This window comes from Arthrobacter sp. Ha26 (assembly GCF_059091705.1).
The window spans coordinates 180,650-201,356 of record NZ_JBNHGX010000008.1 but is presented as its reverse complement, the minus strand read 5'-3'; the positions used below and the strand labels follow the sequence as shown (position 1 = coordinate 201,356).

Here is a 20,707-nt window from a genome sequence, read left to right as displayed (position 1 = left end):
ACGCCGCGCGTCATATGGTCACCAGAGGGAGCAAGGCTTCAAGCATTTTGGGGCCGACGCCGTCAATGGCATCAAGTTCCTCCACTGCTTTGAAGGGTCCGTGTTCCTTGCGCCAATCAACCATGCGCTGTGCCAGCACCGGGCCCACCTTCGGTAAACCATCCAGTTCTTCCACCCCGGCGGTATTGAGGTTGACCTTCGAACCCGGCGCAGCACCATTGCCGTCCGGGGAACTTTCCATGTCCGTTCCTGGTCCGATGACGCTGTCCGGCATGGGCTCGCCCTGCCGCGGAACATGAATCTTTTGTCCGTCCTCCACCACGGCGGCCAGGTTAAGGCGGTCCAGGTCGGCGCCGGGACTTCCCCCTCCTGCCGCGGCGACAGCATCGTGCACCCTGCTCCCTGCCGGCAACTTCACCACCCCCGGCTGCGGCACTGCACCGGCAACGTGAACCACCACGGTGCCGGCTGGGGCACTTTCCTGCGCTCCGGAACGGGCGGGCGGACCGGCCCCGCTCCCGCCCCCGTTCTCCTCATCCGGCGGCCTCTCCCCACCGGCCGCGGCGTTGGTTTCCGGGCTGACGCCGCTGAGGGGAAGGATCTCGGGGCGCCCGGACGCTGCCTGCCACCAGAACCACGCACCGGCAGCGACAGCAAGAATCCCCAGGAACACGGCCAACCGCAGGCCGAGCCGCCACCGGAGGGCAGGGCCAATGCTCTGGGGCTCCGGGGCATCCACCCGGCTGCTGCCCGTGCCGTCACCACCATCGTCGGCACCGGTCGCAGCACGGTACTCGAACGCACGCTGGCCGTCCTCTTCCAGTAGGAGACCGCGGGGACTGCTGCCCACGGTCGCCTGTAGCCGGTTCCTCGCATGGCGCGCCTGCTGACCTGCTGCTCCAGCATCCCGGCGTGACATACAGCCCACGCTAGGGACTGGGCACGGCCAGGCAACAGGGCCGGACCGTGTTATGTGGATAGCGCCTAGCCGGCGTCGCCAGTGGGGAGGTGCGCGTCCGGAGAGCCGGGTCCGCCCACAATGACGGCAAGAACGCCCAGGCCGGCATGTGCGGCAAGTACCGCAGGAAGCGAACTTATTTGGGCAGGAGGACACTGCGGCAATGCCGCTGCCAGCCGGGCGGCGAGGTTCTCCGCTTCCGAGCGGTTTCCGAAATGGTGGACGGCCAGGCGCACCCCGTCCGGGCGGGCGGACGCGTCAGCGGCCACTATTTCCTCCAGGCGCGCTACTGCCTTGGCACCGGAGCGGACCTTTTCCAGCGGTACGATCTTGCCGCCGTCGACCGCAAGGATGGGCTTGATGGCCAGCATGGTGCCCCAGAGCGAAGCGGCTGCTCCAATCCGCCCGCCGCGGCGGAGCTGCTCCAGGCTGGGAACGTAGAAATAGACCTTGGTGCGTGCTGCCTGGTCTGCTGCGGCCGCGGCTACAGCGCCTGCCCCGGCGCCTTCCGCCGCGGCGAGCACGCTTTCCTGTACCGCCATCCCAAGGGCCATGCCTACGGTCGCGGAATCGACCACCTCCACGGGAATGCCCACCCGGGCGGCGGCAAGGCGGGCAGCGTCTGCAGTACCGGACAGGCCGCCGGATATATGCACGGACACCACGGCCTCATAACCCCGGCGTTGCGCGCTGAGGTAGGCCTGCTCGAACTGCCCGGGCGAGGGCCGGGAGGTCTTCACGGACGTCCCGCTGGCCAGCGCCAGCGCGATGGTCTCGGAAATATCGTCTTCACCCTCGCCGTAGATTTCATCGCCCACCATGACGGGCATGGGGATGACGGTCAGGCGCCCGTCGCCGCTGAGTCCTGCCCGCCACTCAGCGGGCAAGGCGGCGGCCGAATCGGTCACCACGGCAGTACGTACGACGGCGTCCGGCGGGGTTGGGGAGCTGCCCCGCCTGGCGGCGTCCTGCTTTGCACGCATTGCGGCCAGGCGGGCGCGGATCCAGGGCCAAGCGGCGGCGTCGCGGTCGGGCAAAGGGCCTCCTGGGGTCAAGCAGGCCGCCGGAAGGCTCCGGCGGCCTGGTCCGGCTAGGCCGGGACGATGTTGACCAGTTTAGGGGCGCGGACGATGACGGTGCGGATGCCGCGGCCGTCAAGGGCACGCTGGACGTTGTCCGAGGCCAGCGCCAGTTCCCGCAGCCGGTCGTCGGACACCTCCGGGGAAACCTCCAGCCGGTCCCGTACCTTGCCCTGGACCTGGACGACGGCAGTGACGGTGTCCTGGACCAGGAGGGAAGCGTCATGGACCGGCCAGCCTGCGTTGGCTACGGACGCGGCGTGTCCCAGGACGTTCCACATGTCCTCGGCCGTGTACGGGGCGAAGAGGCTCAGGATCACCGCAACGGCTTCCGTGGCCTCCCGTACTGCCGGGTCGGCACCGCCCGCACCGGAGTCGATGGCCTTGCGGGTGGCGTTGACCAGTTCCATCAGCTTGGCCACTACGACGTTGAACTTGTTGGCATCCAGAAGTTCGGCGGCGTCGGCGATGGTCCGGTGCGTCACGGACCGAAGCGTGCGGTCACCGGTGGTGGCGTCGACACCGGGGCCACTGGCCACGTCCTGGGCGAGCCGCCAGGCGCGGGCAAGGAACTTGGCCGAACCGGAGGGCGAAACGTCCGCCCAGTCGACGTCGTCCTCAGGCGGGGATGCGAAGATCATGGTGAGCCTGACAGCGTCCACGCCGTATTTGTCCAACTGCTCGCCGAGGTCCACACCGTTGCCCAACGACTTGCTCATGGCCTTGCCGCCGTTGAGGACCTGGCCCTGGTTGAGAAGCGCCGTGAAAGGCTCACTCGCTTCGATCAGGCCGAGGTCGTTGATGACCTTGGTGAAGAACCGGGCGTACAGCAGATGCAGGATGGCGTGCTCCACGCCGCCCACGTACTGGCCCACGGGCATCCAGTCGTTGATCTTCTGCGGGTCGAACGGGCCCTCTGTATAGTGCGGCGAAACGAACCGCAGGAAGTACCAGGACGAATCCACAAAGGTATCCATGGTGTCGGTATCGCGTTTGGCCGGGCCGTGGCAGGACGGGCACTCCACGTTGACCCATGCTTCGGCTGCCGCCAGGGGCGACGTGCCCTTCGGTGACAGGTCCTCCCCACGCAGGTCCGAGGGCAGCGTGACGGGCAGCTGCTCGTCCGGAACCGGAACCTCGCCGCAGGACGGGCAGTGGATGATCGGAATGGGGGTGCCCCAGAAGCGCTGCCGGCTCAACAGCCAGTCGCGGAGGCGGAAGTTCACAAACTTCTCGCCGGTTCCCTGGCGTTCCAGGATTGCAATCGCTGCGGGAATGGCTTCGGCCTTGGGCAGGCCGTCCAGTTCGCCGGAGTTGATGAGCGTGCCCTCCCCCGCGGTGGCGGTGCCGGACACTGCAGGGTCCTCCTCGCCGGTGGCCAGGACCGCCCGCACGGGCAGGTCGAACGTGCGGGCAAAGTCCAGGTCGCGCTGGTCGTGGGCGGGGACAGCCATGATCGCGCCAGTACCGTAGTCTGCCAGAACGTAATCAGCCGCCCATACCGGCAGCTTTTCCCCGTTCAGCGGGTTGGTCGCATACCGGCCGGTGAAGACACCGGTCTTTTCCCGTTCCGTAGACTGCCGTTCAATTTCCGAGAGGGCCTTGACCTGCTCGCGGTAGTCATCCAGGGCGGCGGCGTGCTCCTCGGTGACGAGCTCGACGGCGAGCGGCGCGTCCGCTGCCACCACAAAGAACGTTGCCCCGTAAAGGGTGTCCGGGCGCGTGGTGAAGACGGTGACCTCTTTGGCGGGCCTGCCGCCGTCGGCCTCGATCACAAAGTTGACGTGCGCACCCTCGGAGCGGCCGATCCAGTTCTTCTGCATCGCCAGGACGCGCTCGGGCCAATGGCCGCGGAGCTGCTCCATGTCATCGAGCAGCCGGTCGGCGTATTCAGTGATCTTGAAGTACCACTGGTTGAGGGACTTCTTGGTGACGGTGGTGCCGCAGCGCTCGCAGGCGCCGTTGACTACCTGCTCGTTGGCCAGCACGGTCTGGTCCTTCGGGCACCAGTTGACCGGCGAGTTCTTGCGGTACGCCAGGCCGCGTTCGTAGAAGCGCTTGAACAGCCACTGGGTCCAGCGGTAGTACTCGGGGTCCGAGGTGTGCAGGCGGCGGGACCAGTCAGCGGAGATGGCGTACCGCTTGAAGGATGCCGCCTGGGTCTCAATGTTGGCGTAGGTCCACTCGCTGGGGTGGGCGTTGCGTTTAATGGCCGCGTTCTCGGCGGGCAGGCCAAAGGAGTCCCAGCCGATCGGGTGGAGGACGTCGTAGCCCTGCTGGCGCAGGTAACGAGCTACGACGTCGCCCATGGCGAAGGCTTCCGCGTGGCCCATGTGGAGGTCGCCCGACGGGTAGGGAAACATGTCCAGGACGTAGCGCCGCTCCCGGGACCCGTCGTCGACAGGCGTGAAAACCTTGAGGTCTTCCCACACCCGCGGCCACTTGGCCTCCATGGCGGCAAAGCTGTACGCGCCCTCCTCGGGCACCTCCGCCTGCACTGTTGCTGCTGTTCCGGTCTCTGTCTCCGGCTGAACGCCCACTGCTGCCCTCTTCTGTTCTGTTACGGCATCTGTGCTGCCATAACGGCCTGATCCTCCTGCTGCCGGCCCGGCAAAATACGCCCGGACACACAAAAGCCCCTCACCAGGGAGGGGCTGCCGCACGGTTATCCGTTGTTTCGGACGCCGGGCGGCTAACTAAGCAGAAGGATCGCACGCATGGAACTACTTTAGCGCACCTGCGCAGGCACGGCTGAGCTCCCGGCCTGTACCGGAGCCTTAGGGCATAACTAGACTTGAGCCGGGCCGTCCGGCCCCTGATCCGGCAGGCAACTCCATGGATGACGATTCGGCTGATAACGCAGTTCCAGGCCTGCCGCCGCTCTCCGCGCCCCTTGCGTTGGACCGGGAAAGGGCGGGCAGCAAGGCGGCGGCATTGTCAGCGCTGCTCGCGGCAGGCTTCCCGGTTCCATCCGGATTCGTTGTCACCCAGGAAGCGATGTTAATCGGTTCCAGCAGGGACGACTGGGGGGTTCGCCTGCAGGCCGCCGCCCGTGACGCCGGGCCTGGCCCCTACGCGGTCCGCTCCTCCGCGGCAGCCGAAGACCTTCCTGATGCTTCCTATGCCGGCATATACGAAAGCTATCTGGGCGTGGAGGCGGCAGGCCTGGCAGCGGCCGTGAACCGCTGCTTTGAATCGGCGCAGGCCAGCCGCGTCCTGGCTTACCAGGTGTCCCCCGAAAACACTGAACCCGGGAGGATGCCGGGCAGCGGCGGGATGGCCGTCCTGGTCCAGCAGATGGTGGACTCGGCAGCAGCCGGCGTGGCGTTCACGGCCAACCCCCTCACTGGCGCCCGGGACGAAACAGTCATTGCGGCCGTCTTTGGGCTCGGGGAACGGCTGGTGGCCGGGTCCGAGGGCGGCGAGGACTGGATTGTTGGGCCTGGGCAGGCCCGCAGGGTGGGGGGTCCGGCCCGCGTCCTGACTGTTGAGAGCGCGACGGCGGTGGCCGCCGCGGCCAGGAACGTCGCCGCGCATTTTGGGGCGCCGCAGGATGTTGAGTGGGCGCTGGATGCCTCCGGCCGCGTCCAGATCCTCCAGGCGCGGCCCATGACGGCAATTCCGGAACCGGTGACATGGGAGCCGCCGGGGAAAGGAGTCTGGCTCCGGAACTTCCGGCTGGGCGAATGGTTGCCCGAACCCGTGACGCCGTTGTTTATGGACTGGATTGTGCCGCTGATCGACGCCGGGTACCACCACGCAGTCACCCGATCGGCAGGCATCAGCATTGCGATGGGACATGCGGCAGTCAACGGCTGGTATTACGTGGCCCCGCCCACCCCGGCGGCGCTCCCCCATCTCCTGTTCAGCGGCACCCTTCGCCCGCTGCCCTACATCTTCAACTCCGTGCTCCGTCCCATGGTGGATCCTGCGGGAGCCGACCGTGCAGTGCTTCGAAGCCTGGAGGACGAATGGCGGACTGTCTTCCTTCCTGGCTACCGGAGCCTGGCAGGCGGACAGGGCATCGACATTGAAACGGCCGAGCTGCCGGAGCTCATCTCCCTGGTTGGGCAGGTGACCCGCACTGCAGGCGAATACCTCTGGTACTTCTCCGCGGCCGGTGGCGCCGCCTGGAAGATGGAGGCGGTGCTGGCCCGCTTTTGGCGAAAGCGCCTGGCTCCTGCCTTGAAGGAACGGCAGCAGGACATGCCGGATGCCGAGGGCTACCAGGTCCTGCTCGGCGGCCTCATGGCGAAGCCACCGGAACAGGTGCCGCACGCGGTCTTCAGCCTGGACTGGTACCACCCGACGGCGGCCGAGGAACAGCAGCGCCCGGGCCAAGGAAGCCCGGCGAACGGACGGAACGGGACACCTGTTGCCGTAACAACGGCAATGCAACGGCGCCAGGCCGCGGAGGCCGCCTGCCGTGAGGTGCTGCGGGGCACACGCCGTCTGCGCCGTTTCGATTCTGTCCTGGCCGTTGCCCAGCACTACGCGCTGCTGCGGGAGGAGCAAGCGCGGGACTTCACGCTGGGCTGGCCGCTCCTCCGCAGGTGCGCCGCCCGGATCGGAAATATCCTGCAGCAGTCAGGAGTGATCGACAGCCCGAATGACGTCTTCTTCCTCACGCGGGCCGATCTTCGTACCGACGCACCGCCGCAGCAGGCTGTAGTGGCCCGGCGCCGCAAGGACTGGCTCCGGCAGCGGAAGCTCGACGCGCCTCTGATGCTGGGCATACTTCCGATTCTGGGCAACGCCTTTGACCGCTTGGCGGACGCCGCACGCACTACACGGGACGCGCCCCGGGGATCCCTCCGCGGCCATCCGGCAAGTCCCGGCCGCGCCCGGGGACGCGTACGGATAGTGCACGGGCTCTTGGATTTTTCCAGTTTCCAGCCCGGCGAAGTGCTCGTGGCCAAGGCGACGGCACCGGCCTGGACGCCGTTGTTCACCTCCGCGGCGGCCGTAGTCACGGATACGGGCAACCTCGCCGCCCACGCCTCCCTCATAGCCCGTGAGTACGGTATCCCCGCAGTAGTGGGAACCCGCAACGCCACCCAGATGCTCTACACCGGCCAGCTGGTAACGGTAGATGGCAACGCAGGCACAGTAGAAACCCACGAGGACTGAGGTGCCTCCGCTTTCCTCCCTCATCCCGCACGCCAGGACGAGGCCTCCGGCACTGTGGCCCGACGAGGACCAGAATGACCCCGCGCGTTAAAAAGGGCCGCAGACTCCCCCGCCATGGTGTGGTGGGCACCGCGAAGCGGGCAGGCGGGGAGTCTGCGGCCCTTTTGCGGTTCGGGAGGAAAAACCTACCGAACGTCCTCGTCCACCCAATCCATGGACTTGGTAACGGCCTTCTTCCAGAGCCGCATCTGGCGGTCCTGTTCAGCCTGGTCCATTTGGGGTTCCCACCGCTTGTCCTCGGACCAGTTGGCCGACAGCTCGCCGAGGTCCTTCCAGAAGTCCACGGCGAGGCCGGCAGCGTAGGCGGCGCCGAGGGCTGTGGTTTCAACCACCTTCGGCCGGATTACCGGTACACCCAGGATGTCCGCCTGGAACTGCATCAGCGCGTCGTTGGCCACCATGCCGCCGTCGACCTTCAACTCGGAGAGCGGAACGCCGGAGTCCGCGTTGACCGCGTCCAGCACCTCGCGGGTCTGGAAAGCGGTGGCTTCGAGCGCGGCGCGGGCGATGTGGCTCTTGTTGACGAACCGGGTGAGGCCAACGATGGCACCGCGTGCGTCCGATCGCCAGTACGGCGCGAAGAGTCCGGAGAATGCCGGGACGATGTACACGCCGCCGTTGTCCTTGACGGATGCGGCGAGGGCCTCAACTTCGGGGGCGCTGCTGAGCATGCCCAGGTTGTCGCGCAGCCACTGGATCAGCGAGCCGGTGACGGCGATGGAACCTTCCAGGGCGTAGTGCGGGGCGGCGTCGCCGAGCTTGTAGCCAACGGTGGTGAGCAGCCCGTTCTTGGAGTGGACGATTTCCTCGCCGGTGTTGAAGATCAGGAAGCAGCCTGTTCCGTAAGTGTTCTTCGCCTCGCCGGTCTGGAACGCTGCCTGGCCGAAGGTGGCCGCCTGCTGGTCACCGAGGATGCCGGCCACCGGAACTTCCCGCAGGAGCTGGGACGTGTGGACTGTGCCGTAGACCTCGGAGGAGGACCTGATGTCCGGCATCATGGTCCTCGGAACACCGAAGATGCCCAGGATTTCCTCGTCCCACTGCAGCGTCTCCAGGTCCATGAACAGGGTCCGCGACGCATTGGTCACATCGGTGACATGGACGCCGCCGTCCACACCGCCGGTGAGGTTCCACAGGACCCAGGCGTCGGTGTTGCCGAACACGAGGTTCCCTGCTTCAGCTTTCTCCCGGGCACCGTCCACGTTGTCCAGGATCCACTTGATCTTGGTACCCGAGAAGTAGGTGGCCAGGGGCAGGCCCACTTTGTCCTTGAAGCGGTCCGCCCCACCGTCCCTTGCCAGCTCGTCGACGATGTCCTGGGTGCGGGTGTCCTGCCAGACGATGGCGTTGTAGACGGCCTCGCCGGTGGTTTTGTCCCACACGACGGCGGTTTCGCGCTGGTTGGTGATTCCGACGGCGGCGATATCGTGCCGTGTCAGGTTCGCCTTGGAGAGCGCGGAGCCGATGACCTCACGGGTGTTGTTCCAGATTTCGGCGGGGTTGTGCTCCACCCACCCGGCCTTCGGGAAGATCTGTTCGTGCTCCATCTGCCCGGAGGAGATAATGCTGCCGCTGTGGTCGAAGACGATGGCGCGGGTGCTGGTGGTTCCCTGGTCGATGGCGATTACGTACTGGTTCATGATGACGTCCTTGTCTTGTGTTTTAGGTCAGAAAGCGGGTATTGGTCAGGCGGCGGCTGAGGCAATGATGGGGACCAGGCGGGCAACGAGCCCGCCCAGGGCGCCGCCGACGAGCGGGCCCACAACGGGGATCCAGGAGTAGCCCCAGTCGCTGGAGCCCTTGCCCTTGATGGGAAGCAGTGCGTGGGCGATGCGCGGGCCGAGGTCACGGGCCGGGTTGATGGCATAGCCGGTGGGACCGCCCAGGGACACGCCGATGCCGACGACGAGAAGTGCCACAGCGAGCGGGCCGAGGCCGGACGGGGTCCCGCCGAAGGCCAGGATGACGAACACCAGCACAAAGGTGCCGATGATCTCGGTCGCCAGGTTCCAGGAGCTGGTCCGGATGGCCGGGCCGGTGGAGAACACGCCGAGCTTGCTGGCAGGTTCGGGCTCGGCGTCGAAATGCTGCTTGTAGGCGAGCCAGCAGGCCACGGCCCCGAGGAAGGCGCCGAGCAGCTCACCGCCGAAGTAGGTCAGCGTGGAGGCCGGGTCGATGGCGACGCCAGGGGCATATTCCGCTTTCCCGTTCAACAGGAGCCCAAGCGTCACCGCGGGGTTCAGGTGTGCCCCCGATTTCGCGGCAACATAGACACCCGCGAAAACAGCGATACCCCATCCCCAAGTGACCATCAGGAACCCGCCGCTGTTGCCTTTCGTGCCCCGCAGGGCGACGTTGGCGACGACGCCGCAGCCCAGCAGGGTGAGCATCGCCGTTCCGAATACTTCGGATAGGAAAACAATTCCAAGAGACATCTTTGACTCCTCTTATTTTTCTGTTGTGGGTCCTTCGCGGGTTGAAGGACCGTTTCGCCGGGGCGGATCAACGCCCCGGCCGCCAGCCGGGCCTAGGCGACCAGGCTGTTGATCTCTACGCGGTGGAGCCGCTGCAGGACATCCTGCGCGTGCCGTATCTCGGCGGCACGGGCTGCAGCGTCCCAGCCCAACGGAACAGCGAGCACCTCTGCCACCTCGTTGAGCAGTTCGCCGGTGACAAGGCCCCGGAACGCAAGCGATGTCCGGCGGATCAGGACGTCGGCAAGGTGTCCCACCTGCTCATGGGCCGCCATGAACTCCAGTTCGCGGACGCTCAGTTCCCGTGTGGAGCGGAGCGGGTGGTCAGGTGCGGCATCGAGGTACTCCATCACGGCCTCTGCACGGGTCCCGTAGCGGGTCAGTAACCCGGCCGTACGGTCTGCGTCCCGGCCGGCAGCCATATGCTGCTTGATCCACTGCTGAACGCCGGCCTCGTCCGCCGGGAAGCCCGCGCCCCCGCCGATGGCGAGTTGCGCCGTCGAGACCTTGCGCTGCATGCCAAGCTCGGCGAGGACGTCGTTAGTCAAATGCTCGGCCAGGGCACGGAAGGTGGTCCATTTGCCGCCCACCAGGCTGAGGACGACGGCGCCCCCGCCGGATTCGATGCTGGCCGGCCCACTGCGCTCAATCCGGTAGTCGCGGGAAACGAAACCTGGTTGGGTTGCGTCATGCCGGGGCAGGGGCCGGACGCCGGAGAAGGTGTAGACGATCTGATCATGCGTGACGGGGATGCCCGGAAACACGTGGCCGATCAGTTCGAAAAAGTAGTCGATTTCCTCATCAGTGCAAACAGCGTCCTGGCCCATGTCGGCGTCCACGTCGGTGGTTCCCACGAGGACGCGGTCACCCATCGGGTAAATGAGGACGATCCGGCCATCGGTGTGTTCGAAGAAGATTTCCCGTCCCCGGCAGGCGTCCAGGAGTGCCGGGTGGTCCAGGACTATGTGTGACCCTTTGGTGCCCCCCATCAAAGCGGAGGCGGTTCCCATTGCTTCGTTGGTGAGATCCACCCACGCGCCGGTGGTGTTGATGATGACATCGGCGGTGAAGTCGAACTCCTCACCGGTCAGCTCATCATGCAGGCGGACGGTACTGCCTTTGCCGGTGCCCCGGTTGGGCTCGCCGGTCATGGATTTGAGTGAAAGGTAATTGCTGGCGCGGGCGGTGCTGCCTTGGGTATTGGCGGCGCCGGGCAGCTGCCCTGCCTTCTCGCCGTCCTGCAGGACATCGAGGGTGAGCCGCTCCGGGTTGTGTACCGAGGCGTCGAAGTAGGTGGCCGCATATTTGATGTCGGGACGCAGGTCGGGCAGTTCGGCGAGGGCGCGTTGGCGGCCCCTGAACTGGTGCCGCGGCACGCTGCCGCCGTCACGCGAGAATGAGTCGTAGAGGCTGAGGCCGGCTTTGATGAGGAAGGCGCCGCGCTCCTTGGGCTTGCCCTGTTGTTTGTGGGTGAGGAACCGCAGCGGAGCAGCGAGGACACCGGAGAAGGTGCTGAAGATGGGGATGGTGGTCTGCAGCGGCTTGACGTAGTGCGGGGCGATCCGCAGCAGGCGGTTGCGCTCCACCACTGATTCCCGGACCAGCCGGAACTCACCGTTTTCGAGGTAGCGGATGCCGCCGTGGATCATGTGCGAGGAGGCACCGCTGGCGCCCTGGCAGTAGTCACCCCGCTCGACCAGCGCTACGTCCACTCCCTGCAGGGCCAGGTCCCGGAAGGTCCCGACGCCGTTGATGCCGCCGCCTACCACCAGCACCTTTGCGTGGGGCCTGCGCCTGAGGTTGTGGACGGATGCGCGTTCAGTACCCTGCTTGGGCGCGGCGGGGCGGGCAGATGAATCCTTGGGTCCCAAAACGACTCCCTTGGGGCTTTGTATGGTGCGGCAACCCTGGGGTCAGCCGCCGTTCTCATCTATTGTTTGGAGTAATGGAAAATGGAGTCAAGCACTATGCACAAACGTGCAGAACGGAAATCCGATGAACCCTTCCCGGCATGCTGACGCCCTCCGGGCTGCACAGATGTATTACCTCCAGGACCTCACAATGGACGCCATCGCCCGCGAGCTAAGGACCTCGCGGTCAACGGTTTCGCGGCTGTTGTCTTCCGCCCGGGACTCGGGCCTGGTCCAGGTCCAGATCCGCAATCCGCTGGACACAGCCCCCGAGCTGGAAGGCCTGATCCGGCGCCGGTACGGGGTTGACGTCCACGTGGTTCCGGTCGTGGAAACCCTCAATGAAGCCGAAACCCTGGACCGGGTAGCCATGCAGGCAGCGCGCACCATCGGGCCCCTGGTGGATTCCAATGCGATTATCGGTGTGGCGTGGGGCTCTACGCTGAGCGCCGTCAGCCGGCACCTCACCAGGAAGATCACCCACGACAGCGTCATTGTGCAGCTGAACGGCGCAGGCAACATGCACACGACGGGCATCACGTACGCGAGCGACATCATGCGCCGCTTCGGCAGTGCGTATGGAGCGCGCGTGGAACAGTTCCCGGTTCCCGCCTTCTTTGACCACGCGGCTACCAAGACTGCGATGTGGAATGAACGCAGCGTGCAGCGGATCCTGGCACTCCAGGCCAAGATGAGCATCGCGATCTTCGGCGTCGGCTCAGTGGACGCCGACTACCCCAGCCACGTTTACGCCGGCGGGTACCTGGACGAGAACGACCTCAACATCCTGGCGAATTCGGATGTTGTTGGGGACGTCGCCACTGTCTTTTTCCGCAGCGACGGTTCATCGGACGGCATCATCCTGAATGAACGGTCCACGGGGCCGGCCTTGTCGGAGCTCCGTCAGGTCCGGCGCAGGATCTGCGTGGTTTCAGGCGTCTCCAAGATCAACGGCCTCAAGGGTGCCCTGGCGGCCGGCCTCGCCACGGACCTGATCCTCGACGAGGCGACCGCGCGCCGGCTGGTGGGCCTGGAGGGCATGGCGACGGCGACTAGGTAGAGTCAAGGCTATGAGGACCTCACCGCGGCTCAGCCTGAACAACGGCGTACTGATCGACCAGTTGGGCTTTGGCCTGTACAAGGTGCCCTCGTCGGATGCCGCCAACCTTGTGGCCATGGCCCTCGGTGCCGGCTACAGGCATTTTGACACCGCCGCCATGTACGGCAACGAGTCAGGCGTTGCCCGCGGCATCAGCTCCCAGCTGGGCGCACCGGCAGGCAGCGGCGGCTCCGGGGAACTGTTCCCTGCTCCCGCAAGGGAAGACCTTTTCATCACCACGAAGGTGTGGAACGACCACCACGGCTACGACGCAACCCTCCGGGCGTTCGATACCTCCATGGTGAACCTGGGCCTGGACTACGTGGACATGTACCTCATCCACTGGCCGTGCCCGCGCCGCGGCCTGTTCACGGAAACCTACCGGGCCCTTGAGACGCTGTACCGGGAGGGAAAGGTCAGGGCCATCGGCGTCAGCAACTTCCAGCCTGCCCACCTTGACCGGCTGCTCCAAACAGCCGAAGTAACGCCCGCCGTCAACCAGATCGAGCTGCACCCCTGGCTCCAGCAACATGAGCTGCGCAAGATTCACGACGACCTGGCTATCAGGACTGAGGCATGGAGTCCGCTGGGGCGGGGACACGTGCTTGCCGACCCCGTGGTCCGGGCCTGCGCCGCCGAAAATCGAAGGACACCCGCCCAGGTGATCCTTCGCTGGCACATGCAGCTGGGAAACATCGCCATTCCGAAAGCCAGCTCGGAAGCCCGCATCCGGGAAAACCTGGACATCTTCGCCTTCGAGCTTTCGGCCCGGGATATGGATGCCCTCGCCGGCCTTGACCGGGGACAGCGCACCGGTTCCCACCCGGACAACGTCAACTAGGACCCCCATGAAAACAACACACACCGCGCAGTCCGCCGCGCCCGCTTTCTTCAGTCCGGAGCTGGCCGACAGGACCCGTGCCGCATCCGTGCTGCTCCCTGGCGGGAAGGTTGCCTACTGGACGTATGAACCGGTCCAGGAAACGCCTGAGACGCGCACCATCCTGGTGATCCACGGCTTCCGAGGCGACCATCATGGGCTGCTGCGCGTGGCGGACCAGCTTCCCGACATGCGCATCGTTATGCCGGACCTGCCGGGATTTGGCAGCTCGGACGCTTTCGGGCCCGGGGGCCACACAGTGCCCGGATACGGCGCGTTCATCACCCAGTTCATGAGCGCCCTGGGCCTGGGGCCGGACACTGTTCTCCTGGGGCACTCCTTCGGGTCCATCCTGGCCGCCCACTTCGTAGCCGCACATCCGGACGCTGTGTCCCCACTGATCCTCATCAATCCCATCGCGGCGCCGGCCCTCGAAGGCCCCAAGGGCATCATGACCAGGCTGGCAGTGCTGTACTACAAGCTTGCAGCCCGGCTCCCCCGTCCGCTGGGGCAAGCACTCCTGCGGAGTCCGTTGATCGTGCGCGTGATGAGCGAGACGATGGCCAAAACCAAGGACCGGGAGCTGCGGCGCTTTATCCACGGCCAGCACCACGCGTACTTCAGCGCGTTCGCCAGCAGGGACAGCCTCCTCGAATCATTCACTGCCTCCGTCAGCAGCCATGTGGCGGAGGTGGCAGGCCGGTTGCGCCTTCCGGTGCTGCTGGTGGCCGGCGAAAAGGATGAAATCGCCGCGCTGCCGGACCAGCACCGGCTCGTTGCCCTGCTGCCGGACGGCGAACTCAAGGTCATTCCGGACGTCGGCCACCTGATCCATTACGAGACCCCTGAACCCGCCGCCCGCTACATCCGCAGCTTCCTTAAGGATCATCCCGCGTGAAGATAGTCATCGATGCACGTTTCACCAGGACCGACCACCATGACGGCATCAGCCGCTACGGAGCAAGCCTGATCGAGGCCACTGCGAAGATCGCGGACGTTTCCATGCTGGTCTCGGACCTCCGGCAGCTTGCCCTGCTGCCCGATGTACCCTACTCGCTCATCAACAGTCCCCTGTCCCCTACGGAGTTGTTTGTAGCGCGCAAGGTAAACCAGCTGGGCGCGGACGTGGTGGTGTGCCCGATGCAGACGATGGGCTCCTGGGGCCGGAAATACGGGCTTGTTCTGACGTTGCATGACCTGATCTATTACGAGCACCCTGCGCCGCCCGGATTCCTGCCTGCCCCGGTCCGGTTGCTGTGGCGGCTCTACCACAAGGCGTTCTGGCCGCAGCGGCTCCTCCTCAACCGGGCGGATGCGGTGGCCACGGTCAGCAGGACAACCGAGGCGCTGATGGCCAAGTACCGGCTGACGCGGCGGCCGGTCCGGGTCATCGGCAATGCTCCCCAGCCGGCTGCGGAGCCGCGAATCCCTGAGGCCGGAGCCGAACCTTCCCTCGTCTACATGGGGTCATTCATGTCCTACAAGAACGTGGAAACCATGGTGGCGGGAATGGCTTCGCTTCCCGGCTACACCCTCCACCTGCTGAGCAGGATCACGCCCGCACGGCGCGCCGAGCTGGAAAAGCTGGTCCCGCCCGGAGCCCAGGTGGTGTTCCACAATGGTGTCACCGACGAGCAGTACACCACGTACCTCAAAACGGCCACGGCCCTGGTGACCCTTTCCCGGGCAGAAGGCTACGGCCTCCCGCTCGTTGAGGCCATGGCTTTGGGCACTCCGGTCATTGCCAGTGACATCCCGATTTTCCGGGAAGTGGGCGGTGATGCCGCCAGTTACGTTGATCCGGCGTCGCCGGATGAGTTCGCCGGTGCTGTGATGAAGCTGCAGGACAGGGAACGGTGGGAGGAAGCCTCGCAGCGCTCTCTTGCCCGTGCCCGTGAGTTCACCTGGGACGAATCCGCCCGCCAGCTTGTGGACGTGGCCCACGACATCATCGCGCAGCGCCGAAAGAAACGCCGCTCCGACAACAACTGACAGCGGCAGCTACAGGACGTCCACGCCGTCAAGCCGAAGCTGCACGGGTTCAGCGCTCCGTTTTGCCACCGTGGCGGCGCGGATGGAGCGCAGGACCCGGGTGACTGACGCCGCATGGGCGTAGGGGAAAAACAGCAGGGTCCGGACATCCTCCCCCACCGGGCGCGGTGAGGAGAGCGAGGCACTGAGGACGACGGGGGCGGGCCCGGCGATACGAAGGCTGGAACCGGCCGGTTCCAGCTGGGCTTCCACGGCGGCCGTAAAATGCTCGACGGCGGCCCGTGGCCCGGTCACCGAGGCAATCCGCACCGCGGGCGGCAGCTGCAGTTCCACCCGCAGGGACAGCTCCCGCCGGGCGTAACCCGCAGGGTCCCACCGAAGCAGGGCACCCACAGGGGACGTCTCCGACGCAGTGATGACGACAAGCCCGTGGTCCGAGGCCGGCCGCACCAGGGCGGCGGCGTTGAACCACCGGCGCACCGTGTCCTCACCAGCACGCAGGTTTTCCCGCCGCAGCAAAGAGTCGCCGTCCAGCAGCAGAGCAGCCGCGTAGCCGCCCTCGGCGACGGGCTCGGCGCCCACCGTGGCCACCACCAGCGCCTTAGCCGGGCCCACACTGGCTTTGACGTGGCCGCCCGAGGATGTAATCACTGTTTTTCCCGGGAACCCGCGCCCCAGTTCTTCGGCGGTCCGCATCACTCCGGTGGCACCCTTGCGAAGCCTCCGTCCACCGCAATGGGAGCAGCCCCACTCCAAGGCCGGGGTGGAGCACCACCGGCACTGCGGAATCGCGGAACTGCCGCTGGCCAGTGCCAGCGGCCCCTGGCAGCTTCCGCAGCGCGCGGACTCCCGGCAGGTTTCGCACACCAGCGACGGCACGTACCCGGCCCGCGCCACCTGGACCAGGACGGGCCCGCGTTCAAGTCCTTCTTTGGCAGCACGCCAGGCGGCGCCCGGCAGGCGGGCAATCCTGGCAAGCGGATCCCGTTCCTGCTCGAAGCTATCAGCCGTGTTCACCACTCGCGGGACTGTGGGGCGAACAATGTTGCGGTCAGCTTCCACGGGAAGCATCCAGCCACTCTCCACGAGCCGCTGGACTTCCGTACTCCGGGTGTGGGCGGCCAGGAGGCACGCTGCCCCTGCCTGCTCCGAGCGCAGGAGCAGGACCTCGCGGGCATGCGCATAGGGAGCACGCGGCTCGATGTGGAGATCGTCACCGTCGTCCCAACAAACGACGAGCCCCAAGTCCTTGACGGGTGCGTACGCAGCCGACCTGGTGCCGATGGCCACGCGTGCCGTGCCGGCAAGGATGCGCAGGAAGTTTTGGTAACGCGGCGTGGGTCCGTCCTCTGCCGTCAGGCGAGCTACGGCCTCCTCCGGCAGCAGGCTTGTGACGGCGTGCTCCAGACGGTCCAGGTCGCGGTTGTCCGGCACTATGACAAGGGCTCCGCGGCCGGAAGCGCAGGCGGCAGAGACGGCTTGGGCCAGCAACTGGGGCCACCCTTCGGGGCCGTACCCCCGGAGGGGATTGATCACCGCCCGCGGTGCCCCGCCGTCGGCCAAGTGCCGCAGGAACGCCGGACCGTTGCGGTAGCTGGCCCATGCGGTCGACGCGGCAGGGTCCGGGATGGAATACGTGGACTCTTCTGCCGCTCCGGCCGCTGGTTCCGGGGCAGCGTTAAAGGTCTTTTCCAGCCGGGCAACCCGGGGCGGGACTGCAACGCGCAGGACATCGCTCACGGTCCCGGCATAACGGGCAGCGACCATGGTGGCCAGATCCCTGATTTCCGGGGCCAGAACGGGAACCGGGGAAATGACCTTTGCCAATGGCAGGAGGGTGTGGCCGGCCTCGGACTCCGCTACGCGCTCCATAATGAAGCCGTTGAGGTCCTGGCCGTTGAACTTAACCTTGACCCTGACCCCTGGCTGGGCCTCGGCGTCGAGGTTGGCCGGGACACCGTAATCAAAGGGCCGGTCCAGGTGGGGCAGGGAGGACTCCACGAGTACACGCGCCACGGGCAGGTGGTCCGCGAACTGCTGCCCGGCCTGGTGTTTGCGGTCCGGGAAACCCTGCAGGAGCGATGGCTGTACGGCTGCCTGCAGTTCCAGCAGGGGTTGTGCGAAATCATCAGTAACCACTGCGGCTACCTCCGTTCAGCATCACCAAAGTGGACAGCGCCAGCACACCATGGGGCACTGACATTCCTGCCCGCCGGCCGTTTCCGCCGGCACAGCACACAGATTCCCCGGCGAGTCCCTAGGCGTTGAAGAACGCCTTCAGGTCGTCCACGCGGTCAAGGCGCTCCCAGGTAAAGTCCGGATCGTCGCGGCCGAAGTGTCCGTGCGCGGCGGTCTTGGCGTAAATGGGCCGCTTCAGGTCCAGCGCGTCGATGATGGCGCGTGGCCTCAGGTCGAAGATCTCTGCGATGGCGGCGCTGATGCGTGCCGGGTCAACCGTTTCCGTGCCGAATGTTTCAACATAGGTTCCCACCGGGCGGGCCTGCCCGATGGCATAAGCGATCTGGATCTCTGCGCGCTTGGCCAGTCCGGCTGCGACAACGTTTTTGGCCACCCACCGCATGGCGTAGGCAGCGGAGCGGTCCACCTTGGAGGGATCCTTGCCGGAGAAGGCACCGCCGCCGTGGCGGGCCATTCCGCCATACGTGTCAACGATGATCTTCCGGCCAGTCAACCCGGCGTCGCCCACGGGACCGCCGATCACGAACTCGCCCGCCGGGTTCAGGATGTTGGCGGCACGTGAGATGTCCAGGTTGGCGGCGGCCAGGACGGGCTCGATGACAACGGAGGCCAGGTCCGCCCGGAGCCGTTCCAGGCTTGCGCCCTCGGCATGCTGGCTGGAGATCACGACGGTTTCGACAGAGACGGGCACGTCCTTGTCATAGCCAACAGTCACCTGGGTTTTGCCGTCGGGGCGGAGGTAGGAAAGCTCACCGGACTTGCGGACTTCCGTAAGCCGCTCGGACAGCCGGTGTGCCAGCCAGATGGGAGTGGGCATGTACGACGGAGTCTCGTCACTGGCGTAGCCGAACATCAGGCCCTGGTCGCCGGCGCCCTGGAGGTCGTAGTCGTCCTCCTGCCGGCCTTCGCGCGCCTCGAGGGAGTTGAAGACTCCCCCGGCGATGTCGTTGGACTGCTGGCCGATGGATACCGACACGCCGCAGCGCGCACCGTCGAACCCGTTCGCCGAAGAATCGTAGCCGATGCCGAGGATGGTTTCGCGGACAATCTGCGGAATTTCCACGTAGGCGTCGGTGGTGACCTCACCGGCAACGTGGACCAGGCCGGTGGTGGCCATGGTCTCCACCGCGACACGGGACTCCGGGTCCTTGTCCAGCAGGGCGTCCAGGATGGCGTCGCTGATCTGGTCGCAGATCTTGTCCGGATGGCCCTCGGTGACCGACTCGGAGGTGAAGAGCCGGAGCGCGGAGGGCGTGGCCGCGTGGGACTGGGGAAGGTGCAGCGGTAAAGTCACTCAACTACCTTACTGGTTGGAAACCGTACTGCCCCGACGGGACGTCATGAGATGTCCTCGTGCTAAGCGGACGTGGCCGGGAACACTCAGGCGCGGGGGGAAACGTGGTTCAGTTCGAAGCCGATCCGGCTGATGATGGCTGCCGAAACCTGGGTCTTGGTTCCGGACGCCTCCTGTGGTTCGGAACCGGAGCGGGCCAGGATGACCACGGAGTTGGTGTCCTGGCCGAAAACCTTGTCCGCGCCCACGTGGTTGACCACCAGCAGGTCGCAGCCCTTGCGCTTCAGCTTTGCTTCCGCGTACGCCAGCACATCGCCGTCATTGTCCCCGGTTTCTGCGGCGAACCCCACGATCAGCTGCCCTTCCAAGGTCCCGGAACTGTTCCTCCGCTCCACGAGTTCATGCAGGATGTCAGGGTTGCGGACGAGCGTTATCACGGGATCGGCGGTGTCGTCGCGCTTCTTGATTTTGGTGTCTGAGACCTCTGCCGGACGGAAGTCGGCCACTGCGGCGGACATGATCACGACGTCTGAATCGGCGGCGGCTGCCAGCGCTGCCTCCCGCAACTGCAGGGCAGTCTCCACATTGATCACTTCCACACCGGCAGGCGGCGGAACTTCCATGTAAGCGGCGAGCAGCCGTACGGTTGCGCCGGCATTCCTGGCGGCGACGGCAAGGGCGACACCCTGCTTGCCCGAGGACCGGTTGCCGAGGAACCGGACCGGGTCGAGCGGTTCACGGGTTCCGCCTGCGCTGATGGTGACAGTGCGGCCGGCCAACGGCAGCTGGTAATCCGACTGCCCTTCCACCAGGGCCATCGCGGCGTCGAAAATCGCTTCGGGCTCGGGCAGCCTGCCCGGCCCGGAGTCCGCTCCGGTCAGCCTGCCGGTAGCCGGTTCAAGGACCGCAGCTCCCCTGTTGCGCAGCGTTTCCACGTTGGCGCGGGTGGCTGCATGCTGCCACATCTCGGTGTGCATGGCGGGGGCGAACAGCACCGGACCGTGGGCCATGAGCAGGGTGTTGGTGAGAAGATCCCCGGCCTGGCCGGTGGCTGCCTTGGCCAGAAGGTCGGCGGTGGCGGGGGCGATCACCACCAGGTCGGCTTCATGGCCCAGGCGGACGTGGTTGACCTGGTGGACGTCGTCGAAAACGCTGTTGCTCACAGGGTTTCCGGACAACGCCTCCCAGGTGGCGGTGCCAACAAAGCGGGTGGCAGCCTCCGTGGGAATCACCGTGACGTGATGGCCGGCTTCAGTAAAAAGCCGGAGGAGCGATGCCACCTTGTAGGCGGCGATCCCTCCCCCGACTCCGAGGACTATGCGCACGTGACCTCCGTCAACAGCACGTCAGGCGGCAGTATTACTCCGCAGCTTCGATCGGCGTGGAGACCAGCTTGCCTTCGTTGATCTCGCGCAGCGCGATCGAAAGCGACTTTTCGTTCAGCTTGGTGTCTACCAGCGGGCCGACGTACTCGAAGAGGCCCTCGTGCAGCTGGGCGTAGTAGGCGTTGATCTGACGAGCACGCTTGGCACCGAAAATCACCAGGCCGTACTTGGAATCGGCTGCCTCGAGCAGCGAGTCGATCGGCGGGTTGATGATGCCTTCAAGGTTCGTGGACACGAATTCTCCAAA

The 20,707-nt window shown here is 66.0% G+C and carries 15 protein-coding genes; 5 read left to right on the top strand and 10 right to left on the bottom strand.

What is annotated here, in order from left to right; all coding sequences use genetic code 11:
• Positions 1–10: 10 nt before the first annotated feature.
• From AC5RVY_RS17780 to leuS, 3 genes are all read right to left on the bottom strand, one after another.
• The gene (locus AC5RVY_RS17780; protein WP_493956015.1) at positions 11–919 is read right to left on the bottom strand and encodes a ComEA family DNA-binding protein; all 909 of its coding nucleotides are present in this window, start codon (positions 917–919) and stop codon (positions 11–13) included.
• Between the two features lie 65 nt (positions 920–984).
• The gene (locus AC5RVY_RS17775; RefSeq protein WP_493956014.1) at positions 985–1,995 is read right to left on the bottom strand and encodes a DegV family protein; all 1,011 of its coding nucleotides are present in this window, start codon (positions 1,993–1,995) and stop codon (positions 985–987) included.
• 53 nt (positions 1,996–2,048) lie between these two features.
• Positions 2,049–4,577 carry a leucine--tRNA ligase gene (gene leuS, locus AC5RVY_RS17770; protein WP_493956013.1) on the bottom strand — a complete coding sequence of 843 codons (2,529 nt, stop codon included), beginning with the start codon at positions 4,575–4,577 and terminating at the stop codon, positions 2,049–2,051.
• Positions 4,578–4,872: 295 nt separating this feature from the next.
• Between leuS and AC5RVY_RS17765 the strand changes: the two genes are divergently transcribed.
• On the top strand, positions 4,873–7,167 hold the full coding sequence (locus tag AC5RVY_RS17765; protein WP_493956012.1) for a PEP/pyruvate-binding domain-containing protein: 2,295 nt from the start codon (positions 4,873–4,875) through the stop codon (positions 7,165–7,167).
• Between the two features lie 185 nt (positions 7,168–7,352).
• Here AC5RVY_RS17765 and glpK read toward each other — a convergent pair whose 3' ends face one another.
• The 3 genes from glpK to AC5RVY_RS17750 all read right to left on the bottom strand — a co-directional run bounded on the left by glpK (position 7,353) and on the right by AC5RVY_RS17750 (position 11,572).
• Positions 7,353–8,867, bottom strand: coding sequence for a glycerol kinase GlpK (gene glpK, locus AC5RVY_RS17760; protein ID WP_493956011.1), 1,515 nt, complete (start codon positions 8,865–8,867; stop codon positions 7,353–7,355).
• Between the two features lie 45 nt (positions 8,868–8,912).
• On the bottom strand, positions 8,913–9,662 hold the full coding sequence (locus tag AC5RVY_RS17755) for an MIP/aquaporin family protein (RefSeq protein ID WP_493956010.1): 750 nt from the start codon (positions 9,660–9,662) through the stop codon (positions 8,913–8,915).
• A gap of 92 nt (positions 9,663–9,754) precedes the next feature.
• Complete coding sequence (locus AC5RVY_RS17750; RefSeq protein WP_493956009.1) at positions 9,755–11,572, bottom strand: glycerol-3-phosphate dehydrogenase/oxidase; 1,818 nt, start codon at positions 11,570–11,572, stop codon at positions 9,755–9,757.
• A gap of 124 nt (positions 11,573–11,696) precedes the next feature.
• On the opposite strand from AC5RVY_RS17750, the gene AC5RVY_RS17745 reads away from it, so the two are divergent.
• Genes AC5RVY_RS17745 through AC5RVY_RS17730 form a run of 4 tightly spaced genes read left to right on the top strand, consistent with a single transcriptional unit; the run spans position 11,697 to position 15,582 of the window.
• Positions 11,697–12,671, top strand: coding sequence for a sugar-binding transcriptional regulator (locus AC5RVY_RS17745; protein WP_493956008.1), 975 nt, complete (start codon positions 11,697–11,699; stop codon positions 12,669–12,671).
• 10 nt (positions 12,672–12,681) lie between these two features.
• Entirely contained in the window at positions 12,682–13,551 is an 870-nt protein-coding gene (locus AC5RVY_RS17740) for an aldo/keto reductase (protein WP_493956007.1), read from the top strand.
• 7 nt (positions 13,552–13,558) lie between these two features.
• The gene (locus AC5RVY_RS17735; RefSeq protein WP_493956006.1) at positions 13,559–14,488 is read left to right on the top strand and encodes an alpha/beta fold hydrolase; all 930 of its coding nucleotides are present in this window, start codon (positions 13,559–13,561) and stop codon (positions 14,486–14,488) included.
• Positions 14,485–15,582 (top strand): glycosyltransferase family 4 protein, encoded by a 1,098-nt coding sequence (locus AC5RVY_RS17730; protein ID WP_493956005.1) that lies wholly within the window; start codon positions 14,485–14,487, stop codon positions 15,580–15,582. The genes AC5RVY_RS17735 and AC5RVY_RS17730 overlap by 4 nt, the downstream gene beginning before the upstream one ends.
• A gap of 9 nt (positions 15,583–15,591) precedes the next feature.
• Here the strand turns inward: AC5RVY_RS17730 and AC5RVY_RS17725 are convergent, their stop codons facing one another.
• From AC5RVY_RS17725 to rpoZ, 4 genes are all read right to left on the bottom strand, one after another.
• The gene (locus AC5RVY_RS17725) at positions 15,592–17,721 is read right to left on the bottom strand and encodes a primosomal protein N' (RefSeq protein ID WP_493956004.1); all 2,130 of its coding nucleotides are present in this window, start codon (positions 17,719–17,721) and stop codon (positions 15,592–15,594) included.
• A 118-nt stretch (positions 17,722–17,839) separates the two neighbouring features.
• Positions 17,840–19,075 (bottom strand): methionine adenosyltransferase, encoded by a 1,236-nt coding sequence (metK, locus tag AC5RVY_RS17720; RefSeq protein ID WP_493956003.1) that lies wholly within the window; start codon positions 19,073–19,075, stop codon positions 17,840–17,842.
• 86 nt (positions 19,076–19,161) lie between these two features.
• Complete coding sequence (coaBC, locus tag AC5RVY_RS17715; protein WP_493956002.1) at positions 19,162–20,400, bottom strand: bifunctional phosphopantothenoylcysteine decarboxylase/phosphopantothenate--cysteine ligase CoaBC; 1,239 nt, start codon at positions 20,398–20,400, stop codon at positions 19,162–19,164.
• A 34-nt stretch (positions 20,401–20,434) separates the two neighbouring features.
• Positions 20,435–20,695, bottom strand: a complete 261-nt coding sequence (rpoZ, locus tag AC5RVY_RS17710) for a DNA-directed RNA polymerase subunit omega (RefSeq protein ID WP_003800778.1) — start codon at positions 20,693–20,695, stop codon at positions 20,435–20,437.
• Positions 20,696–20,707: the final 12 nt, after the last annotated feature.

Coding starts and splice junctions, on each gene's coding strand:
- AC5RVY_RS17780 (WP_493956015.1), bottom strand. CDS start 919: ATGTCACGCCGGGATGCTGGAGCAGCAGGTCAGCAGGCGCGCCATGCG.
- AC5RVY_RS17765 (WP_493956012.1), top strand. CDS start 4,873: ATGGATGACGATTCGGCTGATAACGCAGTTCCAGGCCTGCCGCCGCTC.
- glpK (WP_493956011.1), bottom strand. CDS start 8,867: ATGAACCAGTACGTAATCGCCATCGACCAGGGAACCACCAGCACCCGC.
- AC5RVY_RS17755 (WP_493956010.1), bottom strand. CDS start 9,662: ATGTCTCTTGGAATTGTTTTCCTATCCGAAGTATTCGGAACGGCGATG.
- AC5RVY_RS17745 (WP_493956008.1), top strand. CDS start 11,697: ATGAACCCTTCCCGGCATGCTGACGCCCTCCGGGCTGCACAGATGTAT.
- AC5RVY_RS17740 (WP_493956007.1), top strand. CDS start 12,682: ATGAGGACCTCACCGCGGCTCAGCCTGAACAACGGCGTACTGATCGAC.
- AC5RVY_RS17735 (WP_493956006.1), top strand. CDS start 13,559: ATGAAAACAACACACACCGCGCAGTCCGCCGCGCCCGCTTTCTTCAGT.